Origin of the sequence: Neisseria perflava (assembly GCF_002863305.2) — a bacterium.
GTDB lineage: Bacteria > Pseudomonadota > Gammaproteobacteria > Burkholderiales > Neisseriaceae > Neisseria > Neisseria perflava_A.
On the sequence record NZ_CP136962.1, the window covers coordinates 50,203 to 71,966 of the forward strand.

Below are 21,764 nucleotides of genomic sequence, written 5' to 3' on the forward strand. Positions count from 1 at the left end.
TAACTTCTCAACAGATAAGGGAATTTTCGGGCGGTATTATACTGAAAAGCCTTTTGTTCGGGTAATAAAAATACATGAATCAGATAATGCCGGGCCGAACCAAGATAAAGGCCGTCTGAACAGTTTCAGACGGCCTTTGTTTGTGTGTGCTTATACCGGTTTGCCTTTCAGGGAGAAGGTGTAGGCTTCGGTGATTTCCAGATCTATCATTTGGTTGATCATGTCGGGTGTGCCGGTAAAGTTGACCACGCGGTTGTTGGCGGTACGGGCTTGCAGTTGGTCAGGGTCTTTTTTGGAGATACCTTCAACCAAGCAGCGTTGAACCGTGCCGATCATGGTTTGGTTGATGCGCGCGGTTTCGGCTTCGATGACTTCGTTCAAAGCTTCGAGGCGGCGCACTTTTTCTTCGTGCGGCGTGTCGTCGTGCAGGTTGGCGGCAGGCGTGCCAGGGCGCGGACTGTAAATAAAGACGAAGCTCAAGTCGAAGGCAATGTCTTTCACCAGTTTCAAAGTTTGCTCGAACTCGCGCTCGGTCTCGCCCGGGAAGCCGACGATAAAGTCGGAGCTGAGACACAAATCAGGACGGATGGCGCGCAGTTTGCGGATGATGGATTTGTATTCCAAGGCGGTGTAACCGCGTTTCATCGCGCTCAATACGCGGTCGGAACCGCTTTGAATCGGCAGGTGCAGGTGGGAAACCAGCTTCGGCAGGTCGCGGTAGCACTCGATAATCGCGTCGGTAAATTCGCGCGGATGGCTGGTGGTAAAGCGCAGGCGTTCGATGCCGGGGATTTCGTGGACGATGCGCAACAAAGTGGCAAAGTCGCAGATTTCGCCGTTTTCCATTTCGCCGCGATAGGCATTGACGTTTTGGCCTAAGAGGTTGATTTCTTTAACGCCTTGTTGCGCCAAACCGGCAATTTCAGTCAATACGTCGTTAAGTGGGCGGGAGAATTCTTCGCCGCGGGTGTAAGGGACGACGCAGTAAGAGCAGTATTTGGAGCAGCCTTCCATAATGGAAATGAATGCCGAACCGCCTTCTACGCGCGCAGGCGGCAGGTGGTCGAATTTCTCGATTTCGGGGAAGGAAATGTCGATTTGAGACAGGCCGGTGGTTTCTTTGTCGACGATGAGTTTGGGCAGGCGGTGCAGCGTTTGCGGACCGAAAACCACGTCCACATACGGAGCGCGTTTGACGATATTTTCGCCTTCTTGAGAGGCAACGCAGCCGGCAACGCCGATGATGAGGTCGGGATTTTTTTCTTTGAGCGGACGTACGCGGCCTAAGTCGGAGAAGACTTTCTCTTGCGCTTTTTCACGCACGGAGCAGGTATTGAACAAGATGATGTCGGCGTCGTCAGGTTGGGTAACCTGCTCGATGCCGCCGTGTTCTTCGGCGAGGACGGACAGCATTTTTTCGCTGTCGTACTCGTTCATTTGGCACCCGAAGGTGCGGATAAATACTTTTTTCATGGTTTGTTTTGATTGACTTGCTTGTTGTAAAAGGGTTCAAACGGCCTGTGAAATACTCGGGCCGTCTGAAAAATTATTCTTCCGCCTTTTTCTGCTTTTTGGCGTGTTCGATGAATCTGTCAGCTTCGGCGTCGGTCAAAATCCAGATTTCGCGGACGAGGCGGCTTTCTTCGTTGTATTTGAATGCAACGGCTTTGCCGGTTTGATTCAGCAGGCGGCCCATCGGAATGAAACGGTCGTTTTCATCGTGGATTTTGGTGAAGCGGGTGATTTGCAGTTTGGCCGCGTTGCCGTCCACAATGCCCAAGGTCAGCAGGCGCGTCCAAGAAAAACCGCCTTTGCTGACTTTCAGATAAGGCAAATCGACAGTCTTTAAAACGGCCACATCCATATCGTCAGGCAGGCTGCGTTGTGCATGGACGAGGGAGGACGCCAAAAGGGCGAGGCTGAGTATGAATCCGCGTAACATGATGCTTTTCTTTTATTGTTTCAATAGGTCGCGGATTATAGCACAAGCAGGAAAAATGTGGATAGAGTGTTTGTTTTTAAAGAATAATTTTGATTTTGCGCCCGATTCTTATTTTGAAGCTTGGGCCGTCTGAAAAGGATTTGGTGTTAAAATGGCTCCGATTTGATTTTCAGACGACCTCTTACGAAAGAATTGACTATGAACCGTAATGAAAGCTTGTTCAACCGCGCCAAAGCCATTATTCCCGGCGGCGTGAACTCTCCTGTGCGCGCATTCGGCAGCGTCGGCGGCGTACCGCGCTTTATCAAAAAGGCAGAAGGCGCATATGTTTGGGACGAAAACGGCACGCGTTATACCGACTATGTCGGCTCTTGGGGCCCTGCGATTGTCGGCCATGCCCATCCTGAAGTCATTGAGGCCGTACGCGAAGCAGCATTGGGCGGTTTGTCGTTTGGTGCGCCGACTGAAGGCGAAATTGTCATTGCCGAAGAAATCGCTAAAATCATGCCGTCCGTCGAGCAGCTGCGCCTTGTCAGCTCCGGTACGGAAGCAACGATGACCGCTATCCGTTTGGCACGCGGTTTTACCGGCCGCGACAAAATCATCAAGTTTGAAGGCTGCTACCACGGCCATTCCGACAGCCTGTTGGTGAAAGCAGGCAGTGGCCTGCTGACGTTTGGCAATCCTTCTTCCGCCGGCGTGCCTGCCGACTTTACCAAACACACTTTGGTACTTGAATACAACAATATCGCCCAACTGGAAGAAGCCTTTGCGCAAAGCGGCAATGACATTGCCTGTGTGATTTTGGAGCCTTTTGTCGGCAATATGAATCTGGTTAGGCCGTCTGAAGCCTTTGTCAAAGCCTTGCGCGAATTGACTGAAAAACACGGTGCTGTGTTGATTTACGATGAAGTGATGACCGGCTTCCGCGTGGCGCTGGGCGGCGCGCAATCTTTGCACGGCATCAAACCTGATTTGACCACCATGGGTAAGGTGATCGGCGGCGGTATGCCTTTGGCGGCGTTCGGCGGCCGTAAAGACATTATGGAATGTATTTCCCCGTTGGGCGGCGTGTATCAGGCAGGTACATTGTCCGGCAATCCGATTGCGGTTGCAGCCGGTTTGAAAACGCTGGAAATCATTCAGCGCGAAGGCTTCTATGAAAACCTGACTGCCTTAACCCAACGCCTTGCCAACGGTATTGCCGATGCGGCTAAAGCACATGGCGTTGAATTTACGGCGGACAGCGTGGGTGGTATGTTTGGTTTGTATTTTGCCAGCCATACGCCGCAAAACTATGCTGACATGGCGCGTTCCAATATCGACGGTTTCAAACATTTCTTCCACGGTATGCTCGACCGCAATGTCGCATTCGGCCCGTCAGCTTACGAAGCCGGTTTTGTTTCCGCCGCGCATACGCCTGAGCTGATTGACGAAACCATTGCTGTGGCACACGAAGTGTTCAAAGAAATGGCAAAATAAAAGCTGAAGCTGTCATGTGAAAAAAGGCCGTCTGAAAAATATTCAGACGGCCTTTCGCTATTTTAAATCAATGCTTGATTATGCTTCTTCGGCTTTGCTGCGGATAATCAGCAGAGGCAGGTGGCTTTGACGCATTACGGTCTCGGCGAAGCTGCCCATCAGCAGGTGCATCAGGCCGGTGCGGCCGTGTGTGCCGAGTACCAGCAGGTCTGCGCCGTTGTTGTCGGCGTAGTCAACCAAGTCTTGCGCCATTTCGCGCGCGCCTTTGTTGGCAACCAACAGGTGTTTCACGATGTTTTCAACGCCGCTTTCACGCGCTGTTTTTTCTGCGAAATCCAAAACTTCGTTGCCTTGAGCCACTGCAGCGGCTTCGTAGCTTTCGTGTTGCAGGAATTCAGGAGCCAAAGCCATGTATTCGGCAGGGTTGGCAACGTGAACCAAAGTCAGTTGGGCTTTGTTGAGGCTTGCCAGTTCGGCGGCGTGTTTCAATGCATTGAGGGAGGTCTCGCTACCGTCAACGGCTACAACCAGATGTTTGTACATATTTATTCTCCTTTTGCGCCGAGTAGCGGCACTTTCGTTTAATATGAAATCAGAACTTGTCTGAATGTGAAACGATTATAAACTCTTTCGGGCGGGTACAACAGCCCATCTGCTTTCAAGTATAATGTCTGTCCGAATCGCCTGTCGCGTTTTTCATTAATTTATTGATATATCACAAGGTTACTTATGCAGGACGCCGCTTTTCTTTCTTCTCGCCGCTTTGGCGGTATTGCCAGACTTTACGGAGACGAAGCACTGGCGCGCTTTTCGCGTGCGCATGTGTGCGTGGTCGGTGTCGGCGGCGTTGGCTCGTGGGCGGTGGAGGCTTTGGCGAGGAGCGGCATCGGTCGTTTAACGCTGATTGATTTGGACAACGTTGCCGAATCCAATGTCAACCGCCAATTGCACGCTTTGACCGATGATTTCGGTAAGGCAAAAGTTACCGCTTTGCGCGAACGCATCGCCCAAATCAATCCGCAATGCGAAGTGACGGAAATTGAAGATTTTGTGACGGAAGACAATCTGGACGAGCTTTTCAGACGGCCTTTCGACTTTGTCATCGACGCCATCGACCAAATCCGTGTCAAAGCGGCGATGGCGGCATATTTCGTGCGACATAAACAACCGTTTATTATCAGCGGCGGTGCGGGCGGACAGAAAAATCCGGCTTTGATTCAAACCGCTGATTTGAGCCGCGTTACCCACGATCCGTTGCTTTCCAACTTGCGCTACACCTTGCGCAAACGCTACGGCTTCAGCCGCGATACCAAAGAAAAAATGCGCGTGCCTTGCGTTTATTCAACCGAGAATATTACGCCGCCGCAATCCGGCGAAGCGTGTTCGACCGATGCCGCGCCGCAAGGTTTGTCCTGCGCGGGCTATGGGGCGAGTATGCTGGTAACGGCTTCGTTTGGGCTGTATTGTGCGCAAGCTGCGGTGGAGCATATCGCAGGGCGGAAGTGAGGGGTAGGGGAAGATGGTGAAGAGCCGATTTTTTAAAGCCTACTTTATCGCCAGTCTGATTTATGCGGTATGGTTCGGCGTGTTGATGTATGCCGTCGATCCGATGTTTCTCGATGTGATGGAATGCAATACGCTGCCGGGCGATTATTTGTGTGTGCAAAGCGGTTATACCCGCCCGTTCACCACTTTTCTTTATCCGTTTCTGTCTATCGTGATCTTCAGCCTTGTGCACGCCGGTATCATGAAATGGCGCAAACGCCGTTCGGTTAAAATGATTTGGTTTTTGGTCGGCTGCGAAAGTTTGCTGTTGTCGGCTTTGATGGTGGCGATGTTGGCGAGGGATGGTTTTGTGTTTTCCCGCGATATCGGCTCGGTACTGATGGGTACGGTTTTCGCCAGCCTGCCGCTGTTGGGCATGGCCTTGGCTCAGACCTTTGCCGTCGCCATCGTTTCTTTGCAAATCAATCGTAAAAACCGCTGATTTTTATATTAAAAACGGATCGTCCTTGTTTCAGACGGCCTTTTGTTGATGAAACTTCTTACTAAACTTAAAAAGAAAAAGACCCTTTAACCATGCCTTCAGAACACCTTATTTCTTCCACTGCTGCAACGCCGTCTGAACATACCGTTGCGTGGGTGTTCGGTCAGCCTGTTACCGATGTGCCGCAGGATTTGTTTATTCCGCCCGATGCGTTGAAGGTGGTATTGAGCAGCTTCCAAGGGCCGTTGGATTTGCTGCTGTACCTTATCCGCAAGCAAAATATCGATGTCCTCGATATTCCGATGGTGAAGATTACCGAGCAGTATCTGCACTATATTGCCCAAATGGAAGCGTATCAGTTTGATTTAGCGGCGGAATACCTGCTGATGGCGGCAATGCTGATTGAAATTAAATCGCGCCTGTTGTTGCCGCGTCCTGAAGAAGTTGAGGATGAAGAGGCGGATCCGCGTGCCGAGTTGGTGCGCCGTCTGTTGGCTTACGAACAAATGAAGCTGGCGGCTCAGGGCTTGGACGCGTTGCCACGCGCCGGACGTGATTTTGCTTGGGCGTATTTGCCGCTGGAAATTGCGGTCGAAGCGAAGTTGCCGGAAGTGTACGTTGCCGATTTGACGCAGGCTTGGTTGGGTATTTTATCGCGTGCCAAGCATACGCGCAGTCATGAAGTGGTGCGGGAAACCATTTCCGTGCGCGCGCAGATGACGGCGATTTTGCGCCGTTTGAACGAAAGCGGTATCAGTAAGTTTAGTGATTTGTTTAAGCCGGAGCAGGGCGCGACATATGTGGTGGTCAATTTTATTGCATTGCTGGAATTGGCCAAAGAAGGCTTGGTGCGTATCGTACAGCCTGAAAATTATGGCGAAATCGAAATCAGCCTGAAAGACGGTTTGGAAACAAACGAAGCCGAAATGCTTTCAGACGGCCTTGAAATCGATGAAACCGATGAAGCCGATAACGGGTATTTGGAAAAAGAGAATTTAAGATGAATTCGACGACAAGTCGCAGCAAGGCCTCTTTATGGGCGGTGGGTTTGATGCTGTTTGCGCTGTTTTTCGGCGCGGGTAACTTAATTTACCCGGCTTATTTGGGGCAGCAGGCAGGCGAAAACTGGCTTTCGGCAATGTTCGGCTTTTTGTTGACCGGGGCGGGGTTGCCACTGCTGGGCGTGATTGCCGTCGGCTATTCCGGCTCGCGCGATGTGGAAGCGCTGGCTTCCCGTGTTGCGCCTTGGTACGGCGTGACTTTTGCCGCCGCGCTTTATCTGGCAATCGGCCCCTTGTTTGCCATGCCGCGTACGGCAACGGTATCTTTTGAAACCGCCATCTCTCCTTTCATTGATGAATCTTGGAAAAACATCGCATTGGCCGTATTCAGCCTGGTGTTTTTCGGCATGACTTATTGGCTGTCGATTTCTCCGGGTAAACTGGTTGATCGTATCGGTAAAATCCTTACGCCCGTTTTATTGCTGGCAATTGCAATATTGGTCGGCTATGCCGCTATTAACCCGATGGGTATGCCACAGGCGGCACAAGGCGATTTTGCCACTCATCCGTTGGTTAAAGGTATTTTGGAAGGCTACGGCACCATGGACGCGCTGGCTTCGCTGGTGTTTGCCATTATCGTTATCGATGCTGTTCGCGCCATGGGCGTGGACAACCGCGCGGATTTGCTGAAGACCACGACGATTTCCGGTGTGTTGGCGGCTTCCTGCCTGGCAGTGGTTTACCTGTTTATCGGCTATATGGGCGCGACAGGTGTGGCCGGTATCGGCTTGCAGGAAAACGGCGCGTCGGTTTTGTCTAAAACCGCACAGCACTATTTCGGTACGGCCGGTATTGTGTTGCTTGGCGTCATGGTGCTGCTTGCCTGTCTGAGTACGGCGGTTGGCTTGATTACTTCATGCGCCGAATATTTCAACCGTCTTTGCCCGGGCATTTCCTATAAAGTCTTTGTGATACTGAATACGGTGGTGTCTATCCTGTTGGCCAATAAAGGCCTGTCAGCGATTTTGCAGTTTTCCATCCCTATGTTGATGCTGTTGTATCCGCTGACCATCGTCATCATTCTGCTGGCTTTGACGGATAAACTGTTTGGCGGCAGCCGTATTGTCTATTTTTGCACCATGATGGCGGCCCTTATGGTCGGTTTGCTCGATGCCTATAAGGCCGCGTTTGGATTGGATGCCGACACCGCTGCCGCCATCGAGCGCGCATTGCCGTTTTACAATATCGGTTTGGGGTGGGTTGTTCCTTCTTTAGCCTGCTTTATACTCGGCTGCATTTTGAATGAGGCGTTGAAGAAAAAAGCATGATGACAAACAGGCCGTCTGAAATGTTCAGACGGCCTGTTTATTTCACCGACCGCGCAAACGACAGATGATTTTTTTGAAGAAATCCGTTATAATTGAAAAGTTAAGGCTTTGCGAGATACCGTTTCGCAGATGCAACATATTGAGAAGGTTTATTTCCACAAATTCTGTTTTTTCAGTAAACGACTTGAACTGAAGGCGGATTTCGTGGTATAAATCGCGTTTTACTATTTTAGAAGTTTGGAGACTAACCATGGCACGAGTTTGCAAAGTGACCGGTAAGCGCCCGATGTCTGGCAATAACGTATCACACGCCAACAACAAAACCAAACGTCGTTTTTTGCCTAACTTGCAATCACGTCGTTTCTGGGTAGAAAGTGAAAACCGCTGGGTTCGCCTGCGCGTTTCTAACGCTGCATTGCGCACCATCGATAAAGTAGGCATTGATGTCGTATTGGCTGATTTGCGTGCTCGCGGCGAAGCTTAATTTAAACACCATTAATTAAGGATTACTGCAATGCGCGATAAAATCAAACTGGAGTCCAGCGCTGGTACTGGTCACTTCTACACAACTACTAAAAACAAACGTACTATGCCTGGCAAACTGGAAATCAAAAAATTTGACCCAGTAGCCCGTAAACACGTTATTTACAAAGAAACTAAATTGAAATAATCCGGTTTCTTCCAAGAAAAAGCTCCTGTTTTGCAGGAGCTTTTCTTTTTGTTTCATGATTGGTTTGGAGTGGTTTTGATTTAAACGGGTGGGCAAGATATTTTTGGATTGCTTTGGAAGAGGCAAAACAAAAGAGCGTATATCCATTGGGATCACGCTCTTTTGTTTTTCAGACGGCCTGATGGGGGATAAACAGCCTTGAGTTATGAATAAACATTCAACAACGACTTAATGATCGACCTTGATGCCTTGATTGTCGGAATGTTGTTTTTTATCCAGCTCTTTTTGCAAGGTATCGCATGGCGTGTCGCAATCGCACATTTTCTTCATGCCGAGAGAGGAAATGCCGCCGCAGCTGCCTTTGATGGTGCGTTTGGAGAAGATATAGCCGATTGCCATGCCGAGGATGACAATGATAAAGATGCCGAAAGTCAGAAGGAGGGTTTTCATGTGTGTATTCCTGAAGGTTAGTTTAATAATTTCTTGAATGCGCTGGACATTTTAGTATGGTAGCCGCCTTGCGGGGTTCGGATGATAAGGAAAACGGCGAGATTTTCTTGCTCGGCAAGTTTAAGCGCTTCGGTTTCTCCGAGAACAAACAATCCGGTGGAAAGGCCGTCTGCAAGTGTGGCGTTTTCTGCTACTACGCTGATGGAGGCGAGGTTGTGGCTGATGGGTTGTTTGGTTTTGGGGTTGATGATATGGGAAAGGCGACGGCCTGACTTATCAACATGGAAAATGCGGTAGTCGCCGGATGTGGCCAGTGATTTATTGTCCAATGGAATGGTAATTTGAGTGGCGCCGCCTTGAACGATATTGGGTTGCTCGATGCCGATACGCCAAGGGTTGCCTTGCGCATTGCGGCCTTTGCCATGCAACTCGCCGCCAATTTCTACCAAATAATTACCGATATTGAGTTTTTCAAGTTCGGCGGCGGTTTTATCCACGCCGAATCCTTTGGCGATGGAGGAGAGGTCTAAATAGACTTCGGGGTGGGTTTTGGCAAGTGTAGGCCGTTGTCCGTCTTGGGAAAGTTTGAGTTTGTCCGTACCGACCATTTCTGAAGCATGTTGGATTTCTTGTGCAGTCGGTTCGTGCGTAATTTCTTTTTGCGGGCCGAATCCCCAGAGGTTGACCAAAGGGCCGACGGTTACGTCCAGTGCGCCGTGCGTCAGTTTGTTTAAACGCAAGGCTTCTCCGGTCACATAGGCAAAGTCTTGGGAAATGGGCATGGCCTGATTGACGGTGCGCAGCTGGTTGAATTGGCTGATTTCGGAATCGGTCTGGTAGGTAGACATTTGCCGATTGACTTCTTTAAGCGCGTCATCAATGCGTTTTTGTATTTCGGCAGGGGAGGGGAGTTTATCTTGGCCGTCTGAAAGATATTTGACGGTATAGGTCGTGCCCATGGTCTCGCCTTGCAGGGTGATGGTTTGTTGTTGTTTTTCGGGTTGGCAGGCAGAGAGCGTGAGTGCGGAAACGATGGCAACGGTGTAGCCGATTATCGGACGGTAAAACGAATTAGAAAGAAACAGCATAAGGGATTTGCGGATTATTTTTTGAAGCCTTTATTGTATCGTAAAAGAAAGGTTCAGGCCGTCTGAAAGTATGGTTTTCAGACGACCTGGCAATAAAAAAGGAAGAAACCGAAGTTTCTTCCTTTTTGTCTGTTAGCCGCCGAAATCGTCCAAAAGGATGTTTTCGTCTTCCACGCCCAAGTCTTTGAGCATTTTGATCACGGACTGGTTCATGATTGGAGGGCCGCACATGTAGAATTCGCAGTCTTCCGGTGCTTCGTGGTTTTTCAGGTGGTTTTCGTAAACCACGTTGTGAATGAAGCCTGTGTAACCGTCCCAGTTGTCTTCAGGCAATGGGTCGGACAGGGCGACGTGCCATGTGAAGTTCGGGAATTCTGCTGCGAGTTGGTCGAAGTCTTCGACATAGAACATCTCGCGTTTAGAACGTGCACCATACCAGAAGGTAATCTTACGTTTGGAGTTCAAACGTTTCAGCTGGTCGAAAATGTGGGAGCGCATCGGCGCCATACCCGCACCACCGCCGATAAATACCATTTCGGCATCGGTATCTTTAGCAAAGAATTCGCCGAACGGGCCGGAGATGGTTACTTTGTCGCCGGGTTTGAGCGACCAGATGTAGGAAGACATTTGTCCCGGAGGCGCATCAGGTACGCGAGGAGGAGGCGTAGCGATACGAACGTTCAGCATAATGATGCCTTTTTCTTCAGGGTATGAAGCCATAGAGTAGGCACGCAAAATCGGCTCGTCCACTTTGGAAACGTATTGCCACAGATTGTATTTGTCCCAGTCTTCGTGGTATTCCTTAGGAATGTCGAAGTCTTTGTAGGCAACAGTGTGAGGAGGAGCTTCAATTTGAATGTAGCCACCGGCGCGGAAAGGAACTTCTTCGCCTTCGGGAATAGCAAGTTTGAGTTCTTTAATGAACGTGGCTTTGTTGTCATTCGAGATGACGGTACATTCCCATTTTTTCACGCCGAACACTTCTTCCGGTACTTCGATGTCCATGTCGGTTTTGACGTTGACCTGACAAGACAGACGGCAGCCTTCGCGCGCTTCGCGTTTGCTGATGTGTGACAACTCGGTTGGCAGAATGTCGCCGCCGCCGCTTTTCACGACAACGCGGCACTGACCGCATGAGCCGCCGCCACCGCAGGCGGAAGGAACGAAGATGCCTTGGCTGGCAAGCGCACCCAACAGTTTGCCGCCGGCAGGCATCGTCAGCTCTTTTTCGTTATTGACTTTGATGGTGATGTCGCCTTCGCTCACCAACTTGGATTTGGCAAACAGAATCATCAGTGCCAACACCAAGACGATGAGGGTAAACATCACGATACCTAAAATAATCTCCATGCCGATTCCTTTCTTATAACTGGATGCCGGAGAACGACATAAACGCCATTGCCATCAGGCCAGCGGCGATAAAGGTAATGCCCAAGCCTTTGAGGCCTTTAGGGACATCCGAATATTTCATTTTTTCGGTAATGCCCGCCAAAGCGACAATAGCCAAAAGCCAGCCCAGACCTGCACCGAAACCGTATACAACGGACTCGCCGAAGTCGTATTCGCGTTGCGCCATAAACGATACGGCACCGAAAATCGCGCAGTTTACGGTAATCAGAGGCAGGTAGATACCCAATGCGTTGTAGAGGGCAGGGACGAATTTGTCCAAGAACATTTCCAAAATCTGCACCAAAGCGGCAATCACGCCGATGAAGGTGATGAATTTCAGGAAGGTCAAATCCACGCCTTCAACCAGCGCGCCGTCTTTCAACAGCGAGTAAACGAGTTGGTTGGCTGGGACGGACAGGCCGAGTACGAAAGTTACGGCAACGCCCAAACCGAATGCAGTGGATACTTTTTTAGATACCGCCAAAAATGTACACATCCCTAAGAAGAAGGAAAGTGCCATGTTTTCCAGAAAGACGGATTTTACAAAGAGGCTTAAGTAATGTTCCATGTCTTATTTCTCCGCCTGTTCAGGTTTCCAAGTGCGCAGACCCCATACCAAGAAACCGATGATGAAGAACGCGCTGGGAGCGAGCAGGAACAAGCCGTTAGTTTGATACCAGCCGCCATCTTGTACAGTTTGGAAAATGGTGTAGCCAAAGAGCTTGCCAGAGCCGATCAGTTCGCGGATGGTTGCGATGATGATCAACATCATGCCGTAACCTGCGCCGTTGCCGATACCGTCAACCAAGCTCTCCAAAGGAGGCTCTTTCATGGCAAATGCTTCGGCACGGCCCATCACGATACAGTTGGTAATAATCAGACCGACGAATACGGACAGCTGTTTGGACAGCTCATAAGCAAAGGCTTGAAGCAGTTGGTCAACCAGCGTTACCAAGGAAGCAACAATCGCCATTTGCACAATAATACGGATGCTGTTGGGGATGTAGTTGCGTACCAATGAGATGAAGAAGCTGGAAAAACCGGTTACCAAACTGACGGAAATACCCATCACGATGGCCGTCTGAAGTTTGGTGGTAACCGCCAGCGCCGAACAAATCCCCAAAACCTGCAAGGCAATCGGGTTGTTGTCGATAAAGGGTGAAAACATCAAATGTTTCAAGCGTTTCATATCAGCCATTATTGTGCTCCTGCTGATTTCAATTTGTTCAGGTAGGGGATATAGCCGTTTTCGCCGAACCAGTAGGCAAACGAGCCTTGTACGCCTTTGGAAGTCAGCGATGCGCCGGAAAGGGCATCTACGCCATGCTCTTTGTCCGAGCTTCCGCCTTTGGAAACATGCAGGGCAAGTTTGCCTTGTTCGTCAAAGAGTTTTTTGCCGACGAATTTTTGTTGCCACAACGGATTGCCAATTTCGCCGCCCAAGCCCGGAGTTTCGCCTTGGTCGTAGTAGGTAATGCCGTTGATGGTGTTGCCGTCAGGTTGGATGGCGACGAAGCCGTACATGACTGACCACAGACCGTTGCCGTGCATAGGCAGGATGATTTGGCTGACTTTGCCGTCATCGCCTTTTACCAAATAAACTTCAGTGTATTTGGCGCGGCTCTTGATGCCTGCCAAATCGTCTTCAGGTTTGATTTGGATGCTTTGGGCAGGGTCTTTGCCGGCGACGCGTGCGCTGAAGTCTTTAGGCGCATCGGCGACGTATTCGCCGGTTGCCAAGTCCACGACACGTTGCTCGATACGTTCGGCAAAGGTTTTGCTGATGTCGGTGTTTTTATCCATCAAACCAGCTACGCTCAAGATATAGCCTTGTTTGTCTTGGAGTTTTTGTTTCTCTTGGATGGGTTTCAAGCCGACGACCGCACCAGCAACGATGATGGAACAAATCAGGCTGACAACCAATACCACAATCAGCGTGCCGCTGAAGCTGTCTTTATCGAATTTCTTAGCCATTGCTGCGCGCCTTTCTGCGTTTGATGTTCGCTTGTGCGACGAAATAGTCGAAAATCGGGGCAAACAGGTTGGCAAACAGAATCGCCAACATCATGCCTTCGGGGTAAGCAGGGTTGACCACGCGGATCAACACGCACATTACACCGATAAGCGCGCCGTACCACCATTTGCCGACATTGGTAAAGGAAGCGGAAACAGGGTCGGTCGCCATAAACAGCATACCGATGGCGAAGCCGCCGACTACCAAGTGCCAGTACCAAGGCATGGAGAACATGGTGTTGGTGTCCGAACCGATGAAGTTAAACAACGAAGACATGGCAATCATACCGATCATCACGCCGGCGATAATGCGCCAAGAAGCGATGCGGGCAAACACGATAAACGCGCCGCCGATTAAGAGCGCCAAAGTGGATACTTCGCCGATTGAGCCGGGCACATTACCGATAAATGCGTCCATCCAAGAAATATTTTGACCGGTTACAACGTTTTTCAGGCCGTCTGCACCGTGTGCCGCCCATTGCGCCAAAGCAGTGGCACCGGAATAGCCGTCAACCGCCGTCCAAACGGTGTCGCCGGTAATATTGGCAGGATAAGCGAAGAACAAGAAGGCACGGCCTGCCAGAGCAGGGTTCATAAAGTTTTTACCTGTACCACCGAACACCTCTTTCGCAACCACAACGCCGAAAGAAATACCCAAAGCCGCTTGCCACAAAGGCAGGGTAGGGGGAACGATCAAAGCAAACAGAATAGAAGTTACGAAGAAACCTTCGTTGATTTCGTGTTTGCGCACGGTGGCGAACAAAACTTCCCAGAAACCGCCGACGATAAATACGGTCGCGTAAATCGGCAGGAAGTAAATCGCGCCGAACAGCATTTTGCCCAACACGCCCGCTTCAGACGACATATTGATGCCCAAAGCGTTGGCAAGGGCGTAATGCCAGTCGTTGGCGATGCTTTTTTGCAGCAAATCAGGCGTTAACGCACCGAATGCCTGCGCACCGACATTGTACATACCGTAAAACATGGCGGGGAACAAAGCCAGCCACACCAAAATCATCATGCGCTTGGAGTCGAGCGCGTCGCGGACGTGCGCCGCTTTGCGCGTTACCGCGCCGGATGTGTAGAAAATCGTCGCCGCAGCTTCATAGAGGGCATACCATTTTTCATGTTTGCCGCCCGGCAGGAAGTGCGGTTCGATTTTTTCCAGAAAATGTTTCAAGCCCATAATCAGCCTTCCTTCTCAATGGTTTCCAGCACCTTGCGCAACAGCGGGCCGTATTCGTATTTACCCGGGCAGACGAAGCTGCACAAAGCGAGGTCTTCTTCGTCCAATTCCAAGCAACCCAAAGCCTGCGCGCTGTCGGTATCGCCGACGATTAAATCGCGCAAAAGCAAGGTAGGCAGGATGTCCAGCGGCATCACGCGCTCGTAAGTACCGATGGGAACCATAGCGCGGTCGCCGCCGTTGACGGCTGTCGTGAACTTGAAGAGTTTGTTTTTCAGGAAATGACCGAGGGTCGTACGCGTAATCGAGTATTTGTCCGGCTGCGGCGCAACCCAGCCGAACAGCTCTTTGCTGCGGCCTTCTTCGATAACGGAAATCTGATTGTGGTAGCGTCCCAAATAATCATGCGCACCTTGTGCAATCGCGCCGTTCAATACCGAACCGGAAATCACGCGGTTGTCTGCGTCAACCAATTCACCGGCGGTAATTTGCGATACTTTTGCGCCCAACACGGTACGCAAGAGGCGCGGTTTATTGACCTGCGGACCGCCCAAAGCAACCACGCGCTCGGTATTCAGACGACCTGTTACGAACAAACGTCCGATCGCAATCACGTCTTGATAATTGATGGTCCAAACGGTTTTGTTCGCACCGACTGGCTCGATGAAATGAATGTGCGTGCCACTCAAACCGGCAGGATGCGGGCCGCCAAACTCATGTGTTTCGATATTGGCAGCATTTTCAGACGGCACGTCTGCACCGGCTGCTTTACATACATGGATTTTACGCTCGGTCAGACGGCTCAATACCAACAGGCCGCGTTTGAAGTCTTCGGCAGCTTCTTTGATGATGACCGTAGGATCGGCAGCCAGCGGATTGGTGTCCATCGCATTGACGAAGATGGCGAACGGCTCGGCATCGACGGCAGGAATTTTGCTGAACGGACGGGTGCGCAGCGCAGTCCACAAACCGGATTGAATCAGGTTGCGGCGCACTTCTTCGCTGCTCAATTTTGCCAGCGCTTCAGGTGCGTAGCGTTCAAACTCGATTTCGTCGTTGCCTTCTACGGCAATCACGACTGACTGAAGTACGCGCTTTTCACCACGGTGAATCGCGGCGATTTTGCCTGAAGCCGGAGCAGTAAATACTACGCCCGGATTCTTTTTGTCTTCAAACAGCACTTGGCCTTTTTTGACGGCTTCGCCTTCCTTGATTTTCATCGAGGGGCGCATGCCGACATATTCTTCGCCAAGCAACGCGACTTCGGTAATGGCCGGGCCGTCATAAATGACTTGCTCCGGTCTGCCTGCGATAGGCAGGTCTAAGCCTTTTTTTATCTTAATCATAAGGATGCGTTACTTTTTGGTGGGTTGAGATTCGGATGTTGGATTGTTTTTTCAGACGGCATGTAATGCTTTGAAACAAAGGATGGGTCGTCTGAAAAAAGCAGAGGTTTGCTATAAAAACAACGAATAAACGCAAACAACTAAGCTTTAGATTTTATCAGGTATAGGCTGCTTTATGTCAGTTTTACGCTTATTTTTACGGGAAAAGTGGGAAAAAAGTAGGAATGTGTAATCGAGTGTTAAGAGAAATAATTTTTAACTGATTGATATTTAAACGCTATATTTGATGATATAGCTGAAAATAAAAGGCCGTCTGAAATTCAGACGGCCTCTAAGTTTAAAAGAGCTGCCAAACGAAGAAAATCATCGTATGCAGGGCAAACAGCGGTACCAATACAATTACCGACCATGCCATATAGCCGAAGAAGGAAGGCATCGGCACGCCGCGTTGTTCGGCAATGGCTTTGACCATGAAGTTTGGCGCATTACCGATATAAGTGAGCGCACCCATAAATACAGAGCCCATGGATACTGCCAGCAGCGAATGGAACAGGTGGCCTGTCATCAAGGCTTGGGCATCGCCACCGGCCATATTGAAGAACACCAAATAAGTCGGCGCGTTATCCAAGAATGCCGACAAAATGCCACTCATCCAGAAATACATCACATTAATCGGATTGCCTGCCGCGTCGTGAACCAAAGAAACAACGGAAGCCAATGCGCCTGTTTCGCCGGCTTTCAAAATCGCCAAAACAGGTGAAATGGTAATGAAAATACCCAAAAACAGTTTGCCCACTTCGGCAATCGGCTCGAAGTTGAACTCATTGCCTGCGCGTACCTGTTTGGGCGTGATAATCCAAGATACAGCGGTCAAAGCCAGCAAAATGCCATCGCGCATCAGGTTTTGCAAGGCGTAATGGCTGCCCAAGATTTCAAAGCCCGGATGATTTGGTTTCCACAAACCGGACAGCAAAACTGCGCCGACTACGCCGGCCAGTAACAGAAAATTCCATTTGCCGTAGATTTTGACTTTGTCTTCTTTATCGGAAGGAGCAGGAGCAAGGTGTTCGCTTTGTTCACGGTTGAAGTGTCGGCTGTCGATGATGTAGAAAACGGCCAGCAAAACCACAGAACTGATCAATACAGGCATCAGCATGTGTTTGACCGTCCACATGAAATCTACGCCTTTCAGGAATCCTAAGAACAGAGGAGGATCGCCTAAAGGAGTCAAACCGCCGCCGATATTCGCTACCAAGAAAATGAAGAAAATCACGATGTGAACGCGGTAGTGGCGTTTATGGTTGGCTTTCAAAAGTGGACGAATCATCAACATCGCCGCGCCTGTCGTCCCCATGATGGAAGACAAAGCCGTGCCGACTGCCAACAGGATTGTGTTCAATTTGGGCGAGCCGTGCAAATCGCCGCTAACAAAAATACCGCCTGAAATGGTATAGAGCGCCAAAAGCAGCAGGATAAAGGGAATATATTCTTCAACCAACGCATGGGCAACGGTATGCACACCTGCTCCGAAACCAAAGGTTAGGATAAACGGCGTTAAAAACAGCAGTGTCCAAAACGCTGTAATTTTGCCGAAGTGATGGTGCCAAATACGGGAGAAAAACAGAGGTCCGAGTGCAATGGACAAGAGAATCAGTGCAAACGGCAGACCCCAAAGCAGGCTTGCGGATGAGCCGTCAAAATCGGATGCCGCAGCAGGAAAGGCGGCAAGAAGCAGTAAAAATGAGAGATAGCGCATAGTATTTCCTTTTTATTCTGTGGCGCCGTGAGGAACTTCGTTGAGAAAGCACGGCGGTGAAATATTCAGGCCGTCTGAAGATATCCAGACGAACTGCGCGGTTGTGTCAGGGGAAAGTATAACGCAAAGCAAGTGTTAAGGGATGGTTTAGAATATTGGAATCAAAAGAAATGTTGATACAAATAAAGAAATAAAAGCGATGGGAGTAGTTGGAAGTAGTAAAAAAATGTTTTTGAAACAGGAGCTTGAAACCTTGAAAATAATGCTATCAAAAAAATGGTTTGAATTAATTTTAGCTAAAATTTACATTTGATTGAATAAATGGAGGACGTCTGAAAAATGAGGGTGGAATAGGGTATTTTGGTTCTTACTGATTGTTTTTATGGATAAATTAGATTTGAAAACAAAAAGCAGGTGAGCGAAAATGCCCACCTGTTTTATTTTATGCTTCCGGCCGTAACCACATCCACACTGCCACGCAACTACAGAAGATTGATGAAACAGCACCCATCCACCAGCGTTCTGGAAATTGCCAAAACATAAACAGGCAAGAAACGGTCATCATGCCGATAGCGAAGAATTTTGCCTTGCGTGGTACGGCGCCGTTATTTTCCCAGTTTTGTATGATCGGGCCGAAATAGCGGTGATGATAGAGCCAATTGTGAAAGCGCGGCGAAGCTTTTGCCCAGCAGGCGGCGGTCAATAAAATGAAAGGCGTAGTCGGCAGTAATGGCAGGAAAATGCCGATAATGCCCAAGATAAGCGACAATGCGCCGCAAAAAATCAACAAATAGCGAACCATCTTCCCATCACCAATTATTTGTTTTCAGACGGCTTGTGATGTGGAAATGGACAACGCGGAATGTCTAATTTATCCCAGCCCTCATGTCCTATTTTTTCCAGCAGCGCAATATTGCGGTCGAAAATTGCCGAGGCATCGGGAAATGCTTCAGCCGCTTTGGCAATACTGTCTTCACGAATCAAGTGCAAAGTCGGATAGGGAGAGCGATTGGTGTAGTTGCTGATGTCGTCGGCTTCCGTGCCTTCAAATTGAAAATCGGGATGGAACGGCGCAATTTGGACAATGCCTTCCAATTCGTTTTCTACAACGGCATCGTCGGCAATTTCCAGCATTTGGTTGAAGGTTTCAAAATCAGGGAATAGCGTCGGATGAACCAGTAAAGTGGTTTCCAATTCCGAAGCGGGCTTATTGCCCAGAAGCTGCAATTCACGATCCAAGTCCTCAAGGAAACCGTCCAAATGACGGGCTTCGCTGACAACGATGCGAACTAGGTTTTTAACGTGCGGCGCTTTGGCAAACGGGCAGAGATTCAGGCCGATAACGGCTTTTTCCAACCATTGTTTGGTATGTTCTGAAACAGTATTGATATCGAGATGGGCGGTGTCAGTCATAGTAAAAGCTTATGTGAATTATTCTTAAAAAGTATACAAGTGTATGGACGTGAAAGCAAACCATTGGAATTTAAAAGGCCGTCTGAACAACAGACGGCCTTTATCAGTTTCAAATCATCAATCCTGAACTAAATGAACCAAAGGCAGAGCAGTCGTGTTTTTAATTTCTTTCAACACAAAACTTGATTGCGCATCTTGCACGCCGTGGTGTGAAAGCAACGTGTCCAAAACAAAATGGGAAAACGCGTTCATATCGGTAAAAAAGGCATGGAGCAGATAGTCGGTTTCACCCGTTAAAGCAAAGCAGCTTAATACTTCCGGCCAGGCGCGGACAGATTCGGAAAAATCCTCGCGCGCATCTTTTGCCTTGCTAATCGATACACGGATAAAAGCCTGCAAACCCAAGCCTAAAGATACAGGAGAAAGCTGGGCTGCGTATTTTTGAATAATGCCTGCATCTTCAAGCTGTTTGAGACGGCGCAGACAGGGAGAAGGGGATAGCGCCACCTTTTCAGAAAGCTCAACATTGCTCAACCGCCCATTTTCCTGCAAAACCTGCAGAATCTTTAAATCCGTTTTATCCAAGTTTAGATGAGGCATGATGGTTCTCCCAATGTAGACAATGTATGTTTTAAAAATGAAAAATGCTTAAAAATAAAGACTTGTATGGTTAAATTATATATTGAGTTCAGATAGGCGACAAATTGTCTTATAAGGAGTGTTGCGAATTTGTTTTATGTAGTGGTGAAAAGATGAAGGCCGTCTGAAAATGGATATTTCAGACGGCCTTTCATTTATTCGCACGATATGACATTAGTCCCAAATATTTGCGCGTTCGACTTCTTTCCATGCGTCTAGAATCAGACTGCCGTCGTTGTCTTTTAGCAAAGCGGCATCTGAGAGCATACGGCGCCAAGTGCGGGCATTTTTTAGGCCGTGCATCAAGCCCAGTGCATGGCGGACGATGTGGCGTAGGATGGTACCGCGCCCTGAGGCGATTTGTTCGCGGCTGTATGCGTATAGCCAAGCTGCTAAATCTGCGTATTGGATTGGTTCGTGTGTGTCGTTGTAAAACAGTGCATCCCAATCGCGCATCAGCATTGGATTGTGATAAGCCTCGCGCCCGATCATGACGCCGTCGACAAATTTTAAGTGTTCGGCGATTTCTTCGTTGTTGGTGATGCCGCCGTTAATTAAAATTTCCAAGTCGGGGAACTCTTGTTTCAAGCGGTAGACGTATTCATATTTGAGTGGCGGGACTTCGCGGTTTTCTTTCGGGGATAAACCATCCAGCCAAGCATTGCGTGCATGGACGATAAATGTGCGGCAGGATGTTTTTTCGCGAAGTGTTCCTACAAAATCTGCTACGACTTGATATTCTGTTTGTCTGTCTACGCCGATGCGGTGTTTGACCGTTACCGGAATTTCAACTGCATCCTGCATTGCGTTCAAACAATCTGCCACCAAATTTACATCATTCATCAGGCAAGCGCCGAAAGCGCCTTTTTGAACGCGTGGGCTGGGGCAGCCGCAATTTAGGTTGACTTCGTTATAGCCATACGCCTCAGCCGCTTTGGCAGCGATTGCCAAGTCATGCGGATCTGAGCCGCCAAGCTGTAAAGCTACCGGTTGCTCGCCTTCGTTGAAACTCAAAAAGCGGTCTTTATCTCCGTAAACTACCGCGCCTGAATTGACCATTTCGCTATAAAGCCAAGCATTGCGCGTAATTTGTCGCGCCATAAAGCGATAGTGTCTGTCTGTCCAATCGAGCATGGGGGCAACAGACAAGCGGCGTGAAGGTAGGGAAGAAGCAGACATTGAGATGGCTTTCAAACAAAATAACGCATTATATAGTGTATCAAATTGACTTTCGATATCGGCCGGTAAATCAAAATTATATATAGGGCATCACTGGATGCGGCCGTGTTGTAGATGAGGCTAAATCCATTCATGGTGGTGGAAATCCAATATTCAGACGGCCAAATAAGTTTTAAAATACCAAACGGCAAACCATTAGAATGATAAGGAAAAAAAACATGGCTCAATTTTTCGCCATCCATCCCGATAATCCCCAAGACCGCCTCATCAAACAAGCCGCCGACATTGTCCGCAGTGGCGGCGTTATCGTTTACCCTACAGACTCCTGCTACGCGCTGGGTTGCAAACTCGGCGACAAAAACGCAATGGAGCGCATTCTCGCGATTCGCAAAATCGATCAAAAACACCATCTGACCCTGATGTGTGCCGATTTGAGCGAATTGGGGACTTACGCCAAAGTAGATAATGCCCAATTCCGCCAGCTCAAAGCAGCTACGCCCGGCAGCTACACCTTTATCCTACAGGCAACCAAAGAAGTACCCAATCGCACGCTTCACCCCAAGCGCAAAACCATCGGCCTACGTGTTCCCGATAACGCTACTGCCTTGGCACTTTTGCAAGAATTGGGCGAACCTATTTTAAGTTGCACCCTCATGCTGCCTGAAGACGAAGAGCCATTGACCGATCCATACGAAATCCGAGATCGTCTTGAGCATGCTGTCGATTTGGTTATTGATGGCGGCTGGTGCGGTACTGAGCCGACGACGGTTATCGATATGACTGATGGCACCGAGCTGATTCGTCAAGGCAAGGGCGATATTGCCGTATTCGGTTTGTAAAACCATCCGCGTTTGTATAAGTAGGGATATGCGTGTTATTTCTATTATGTATTAAA

The 21,764-nt window shown here is 49.3% G+C and carries 24 protein-coding genes; 8 read left to right on the top strand and 16 right to left on the bottom strand.

Translation table 11 applies throughout. From position 1 onward, the window contains the following. Window positions 1–150: 150 nt before the first annotated feature. Window positions 151–1,473: a tRNA (N6-isopentenyl adenosine(37)-C2)-methylthiotransferase MiaB gene (gene miaB, locus CYJ98_RS00225; RefSeq protein ID WP_003684389.1), complete on the bottom strand. Its 1,323-nt coding sequence runs from the start codon at window positions 1,471–1,473 to the stop codon at window positions 151–153. Between the two features lie 73 nt (window positions 1,474–1,546). Continuing rightward, complete coding sequence (locus CYJ98_RS00230) at window positions 1,547–1,942, bottom strand: hypothetical protein (protein ID WP_049333912.1); 396 nt, start codon at window positions 1,940–1,942, stop codon at window positions 1,547–1,549. 198 nt (window positions 1,943–2,140) lie between these two features. Here CYJ98_RS00230 and hemL point away from each other — a divergent pair, with 198 nt between their 5' ends. Continuing rightward, on the top strand, window positions 2,141–3,424 hold the full coding sequence (gene hemL / locus CYJ98_RS00235) for a glutamate-1-semialdehyde 2,1-aminomutase (RefSeq protein ID WP_049336068.1): 1,284 nt from the start codon (window positions 2,141–2,143) through the stop codon (window positions 3,422–3,424). Between the two features lie 78 nt (window positions 3,425–3,502). On the opposite strand, the gene CYJ98_RS00240 is transcribed toward hemL, so the two are convergent. Next, the gene (locus CYJ98_RS00240) at window positions 3,503–3,967 is read right to left on the bottom strand and encodes a universal stress protein (RefSeq protein WP_003680896.1); all 465 of its coding nucleotides are present in this window, start codon (window positions 3,965–3,967) and stop codon (window positions 3,503–3,505) included. Between the two features lie 186 nt (window positions 3,968–4,153). Between CYJ98_RS00240 and CYJ98_RS00245 the strand changes: the two genes are divergently transcribed. The 6 genes from CYJ98_RS00245 to rpmG all read left to right on the top strand — a co-directional run bounded on the left by CYJ98_RS00245 (window position 4,154) and on the right by rpmG (window position 8,410). After that, the gene (locus tag CYJ98_RS00245) at window positions 4,154–4,930 is read left to right on the top strand and encodes a tRNA threonylcarbamoyladenosine dehydratase (RefSeq protein ID WP_101755839.1); all 777 of its coding nucleotides are present in this window, start codon (window positions 4,154–4,156) and stop codon (window positions 4,928–4,930) included. 13 nt (window positions 4,931–4,943) lie between these two features. After that, on the top strand, window positions 4,944–5,411 hold the full coding sequence (locus CYJ98_RS00250) for a hypothetical protein (RefSeq protein ID WP_004519563.1): 468 nt from the start codon (window positions 4,944–4,946) through the stop codon (window positions 5,409–5,411). Window positions 5,412–5,503: 92 nt separating this feature from the next. Next, on the top strand, window positions 5,504–6,415 hold the full coding sequence (locus tag CYJ98_RS00255) for a segregation and condensation protein A (RefSeq protein ID WP_101755840.1): 912 nt from the start codon (window positions 5,504–5,506) through the stop codon (window positions 6,413–6,415). Continuing rightward, on the top strand, window positions 6,412–7,740 hold the full coding sequence (brnQ, locus tag CYJ98_RS00260; protein ID WP_101755841.1) for a branched-chain amino acid transport system II carrier protein: 1,329 nt from the start codon (window positions 6,412–6,414) through the stop codon (window positions 7,738–7,740). The genes CYJ98_RS00255 and brnQ overlap by 4 nt, the downstream gene beginning before the upstream one ends. Before the next feature lie 250 nt (window positions 7,741–7,990). Beyond that, complete coding sequence (gene rpmB, locus CYJ98_RS00265; RefSeq protein ID WP_002216391.1) at window positions 7,991–8,224, top strand: 50S ribosomal protein L28; 234 nt, start codon at window positions 7,991–7,993, stop codon at window positions 8,222–8,224. A 30-nt stretch (window positions 8,225–8,254) separates the two neighbouring features. Then, window positions 8,255–8,410 (top strand): 50S ribosomal protein L33, encoded by a 156-nt coding sequence (gene rpmG / locus CYJ98_RS00270; RefSeq protein WP_003684373.1) that lies wholly within the window; start codon window positions 8,255–8,257, stop codon window positions 8,408–8,410. A 228-nt stretch (window positions 8,411–8,638) separates the two neighbouring features. Here the strand turns inward: rpmG and nqrM are convergent, their stop codons facing one another. The 13 genes from nqrM to dusA all read right to left on the bottom strand — a co-directional run bounded on the left by nqrM (window position 8,639) and on the right by dusA (window position 20,869). Further along, complete coding sequence (gene nqrM, locus CYJ98_RS00275; protein ID WP_036492997.1) at window positions 8,639–8,860, bottom strand: (Na+)-NQR maturation NqrM; 222 nt, start codon at window positions 8,858–8,860, stop codon at window positions 8,639–8,641. A gap of 17 nt (window positions 8,861–8,877) precedes the next feature. Further along, window positions 8,878–9,948: an FAD:protein FMN transferase gene (locus tag CYJ98_RS00280; RefSeq protein ID WP_101755842.1), complete on the bottom strand. Its 1,071-nt coding sequence runs from the start codon at window positions 9,946–9,948 to the stop codon at window positions 8,878–8,880. 132 nt (window positions 9,949–10,080) lie between these two features. Then, a complete protein-coding gene (nqrF, locus tag CYJ98_RS00285) occupies window positions 10,081–11,298 on the bottom strand; it encodes an NADH:ubiquinone reductase (Na(+)-transporting) subunit F (protein WP_004519569.1) in 1,218 nt (405 codons plus the stop codon). Window positions 11,299–11,311: 13 nt separating this feature from the next. Next, window positions 11,312–11,905 (bottom strand): NADH:ubiquinone reductase (Na(+)-transporting) subunit E, encoded by a 594-nt coding sequence (gene nqrE, locus CYJ98_RS00290; protein ID WP_101755843.1) that lies wholly within the window; start codon window positions 11,903–11,905, stop codon window positions 11,312–11,314. A 3-nt stretch (window positions 11,906–11,908) separates the two neighbouring features. Continuing rightward, window positions 11,909–12,535 (bottom strand): NADH:ubiquinone reductase (Na(+)-transporting) subunit D, encoded by a 627-nt coding sequence (locus tag CYJ98_RS00295; RefSeq protein WP_049352534.1) that lies wholly within the window; start codon window positions 12,533–12,535, stop codon window positions 11,909–11,911. Beyond that, window positions 12,535–13,311 carry a Na(+)-translocating NADH-quinone reductase subunit C gene (locus tag CYJ98_RS00300; RefSeq protein ID WP_101755844.1) on the bottom strand — a complete coding sequence of 259 codons (777 nt, stop codon included), beginning with the start codon at window positions 13,309–13,311 and terminating at the stop codon, window positions 12,535–12,537. The genes CYJ98_RS00295 and CYJ98_RS00300 overlap by 1 nt, the downstream gene beginning before the upstream one ends. Then, window positions 13,304–14,536: an NADH:ubiquinone reductase (Na(+)-transporting) subunit B gene (locus CYJ98_RS00305; RefSeq protein ID WP_101755845.1), complete on the bottom strand. Its 1,233-nt coding sequence runs from the start codon at window positions 14,534–14,536 to the stop codon at window positions 13,304–13,306. The genes CYJ98_RS00300 and CYJ98_RS00305 overlap by 8 nt, the downstream gene beginning before the upstream one ends. A 2-nt stretch (window positions 14,537–14,538) precedes the next feature. After that, window positions 14,539–15,882 (bottom strand): Na(+)-translocating NADH-quinone reductase subunit A, encoded by a 1,344-nt coding sequence (locus CYJ98_RS00310; protein WP_101755846.1) that lies wholly within the window; start codon window positions 15,880–15,882, stop codon window positions 14,539–14,541. A 337-nt stretch (window positions 15,883–16,219) separates the two neighbouring features. After that, window positions 16,220–17,638, bottom strand: a complete 1,419-nt coding sequence (locus CYJ98_RS00315) for a sodium:proton antiporter (RefSeq protein ID WP_101755847.1) — start codon at window positions 17,636–17,638, stop codon at window positions 16,220–16,222. Between the two features lie 442 nt (window positions 17,639–18,080). Next, on the bottom strand, window positions 18,081–18,440 hold the full coding sequence (locus CYJ98_RS00320) for a YbaN family protein (RefSeq protein ID WP_101755848.1): 360 nt from the start codon (window positions 18,438–18,440) through the stop codon (window positions 18,081–18,083). A 14-nt stretch (window positions 18,441–18,454) separates the two neighbouring features. Further along, window positions 18,455–19,051 (bottom strand): DUF1415 domain-containing protein, encoded by a 597-nt coding sequence (locus tag CYJ98_RS00325; RefSeq protein WP_101755849.1) that lies wholly within the window; start codon window positions 19,049–19,051, stop codon window positions 18,455–18,457. A 117-nt stretch (window positions 19,052–19,168) separates the two neighbouring features. After that, window positions 19,169–19,651 (bottom strand): Lrp/AsnC family transcriptional regulator, encoded by a 483-nt coding sequence (locus CYJ98_RS00330; RefSeq protein WP_003684427.1) that lies wholly within the window; start codon window positions 19,649–19,651, stop codon window positions 19,169–19,171. A 213-nt stretch (window positions 19,652–19,864) separates the two neighbouring features. Next, entirely contained in the window at window positions 19,865–20,869 is a 1,005-nt protein-coding gene (gene dusA / locus CYJ98_RS00335; RefSeq protein ID WP_101755850.1) for a tRNA dihydrouridine(20/20a) synthase DusA, read from the bottom strand. A 218-nt stretch (window positions 20,870–21,087) separates the two neighbouring features. Here dusA and CYJ98_RS00340 point away from each other — a divergent pair, with 218 nt between their 5' ends. Continuing rightward, the gene (locus CYJ98_RS00340) at window positions 21,088–21,708 is read left to right on the top strand and encodes an L-threonylcarbamoyladenylate synthase (RefSeq protein WP_036491940.1); all 621 of its coding nucleotides are present in this window, start codon (window positions 21,088–21,090) and stop codon (window positions 21,706–21,708) included. The last annotated feature ends 56 nt before the right edge of the window (window positions 21,709–21,764 follow it).

What these genes read in the sequence shown, in the direction of transcription:
- miaB (WP_003684389.1), bottom strand. Translation starts at nt 1,473, where the DNA reads ATGAAAAAAGTATTTATCCGCACCTTCGGGTGCCAAATGAACGAGTAC.
- CYJ98_RS00230 (WP_049333912.1), bottom strand. Translation starts at nt 1,942, where the DNA reads ATGTTACGCGGATTCATACTCAGCCTCGCCCTTTTGGCGTCCTCCCTC.
- hemL (WP_049336068.1), top strand. Translation starts at nt 2,141, where the DNA reads ATGAACCGTAATGAAAGCTTGTTCAACCGCGCCAAAGCCATTATTCCC.
- CYJ98_RS00240 (WP_003680896.1), bottom strand. Translation starts at nt 3,967, where the DNA reads ATGTACAAACATCTGGTTGTAGCCGTTGACGGTAGCGAGACCTCCCTC.
- CYJ98_RS00245 (WP_101755839.1), top strand. Translation starts at nt 4,154, where the DNA reads ATGCAGGACGCCGCTTTTCTTTCTTCTCGCCGCTTTGGCGGTATTGCC.
- CYJ98_RS00250 (WP_004519563.1), top strand. Translation starts at nt 4,944, where the DNA reads ATGGTGAAGAGCCGATTTTTTAAAGCCTACTTTATCGCCAGTCTGATT.
- CYJ98_RS00255 (WP_101755840.1), top strand. Translation starts at nt 5,504, where the DNA reads ATGCCTTCAGAACACCTTATTTCTTCCACTGCTGCAACGCCGTCTGAA.
- brnQ (WP_101755841.1), top strand. Translation starts at nt 6,412, where the DNA reads ATGAATTCGACGACAAGTCGCAGCAAGGCCTCTTTATGGGCGGTGGGT.
- rpmB (WP_002216391.1), top strand. Translation starts at nt 7,991, where the DNA reads ATGGCACGAGTTTGCAAAGTGACCGGTAAGCGCCCGATGTCTGGCAAT.
- rpmG (WP_003684373.1), top strand. Translation starts at nt 8,255, where the DNA reads ATGCGCGATAAAATCAAACTGGAGTCCAGCGCTGGTACTGGTCACTTC.
- nqrM (WP_036492997.1), bottom strand. Translation starts at nt 8,860, where the DNA reads ATGAAAACCCTCCTTCTGACTTTCGGCATCTTTATCATTGTCATCCTC.
- CYJ98_RS00280 (WP_101755842.1), bottom strand. Translation starts at nt 9,948, where the DNA reads ATGCTGTTTCTTTCTAATTCGTTTTACCGTCCGATAATCGGCTACACC.
- nqrF (WP_004519569.1), bottom strand. Translation starts at nt 11,298, where the DNA reads ATGGAGATTATTTTAGGTATCGTGATGTTTACCCTCATCGTCTTGGTG.
- nqrE (WP_101755843.1), bottom strand. Translation starts at nt 11,905, where the DNA reads ATGGAACATTACTTAAGCCTCTTTGTAAAATCCGTCTTTCTGGAAAAC.
- CYJ98_RS00295 (WP_049352534.1), bottom strand. Translation starts at nt 12,535, where the DNA reads ATGGCTGATATGAAACGCTTGAAACATTTGATGTTTTCACCCTTTATC.
- CYJ98_RS00300 (WP_101755844.1), bottom strand. Translation starts at nt 13,311, where the DNA reads ATGGCTAAGAAATTCGATAAAGACAGCTTCAGCGGCACGCTGATTGTG.
- CYJ98_RS00305 (WP_101755845.1), bottom strand. Translation starts at nt 14,536, where the DNA reads ATGGGCTTGAAACATTTTCTGGAAAAAATCGAACCGCACTTCCTGCCG.
- CYJ98_RS00310 (WP_101755846.1), bottom strand. Translation starts at nt 15,882, where the DNA reads ATGATTAAGATAAAAAAAGGCTTAGACCTGCCTATCGCAGGCAGACCG.
- CYJ98_RS00315 (WP_101755847.1), bottom strand. Translation starts at nt 17,638, where the DNA reads ATGCGCTATCTCTCATTTTTACTGCTTCTTGCCGCCTTTCCTGCTGCG.
- CYJ98_RS00320 (WP_101755848.1), bottom strand. Translation starts at nt 18,440, where the DNA reads ATGGTTCGCTATTTGTTGATTTTTTGCGGCGCATTGTCGCTTATCTTG.
- CYJ98_RS00325 (WP_101755849.1), bottom strand. Translation starts at nt 19,051, where the DNA reads ATGACTGACACCGCCCATCTCGATATCAATACTGTTTCAGAACATACC.
- CYJ98_RS00330 (WP_003684427.1), bottom strand. Translation starts at nt 19,651, where the DNA reads ATGCCTCATCTAAACTTGGATAAAACGGATTTAAAGATTCTGCAGGTT.
- dusA (WP_101755850.1), bottom strand. Translation starts at nt 20,869, where the DNA reads ATGTCTGCTTCTTCCCTACCTTCACGCCGCTTGTCTGTTGCCCCCATG.
- CYJ98_RS00340 (WP_036491940.1), top strand. Translation starts at nt 21,088, where the DNA reads ATGGCTCAATTTTTCGCCATCCATCCCGATAATCCCCAAGACCGCCTC.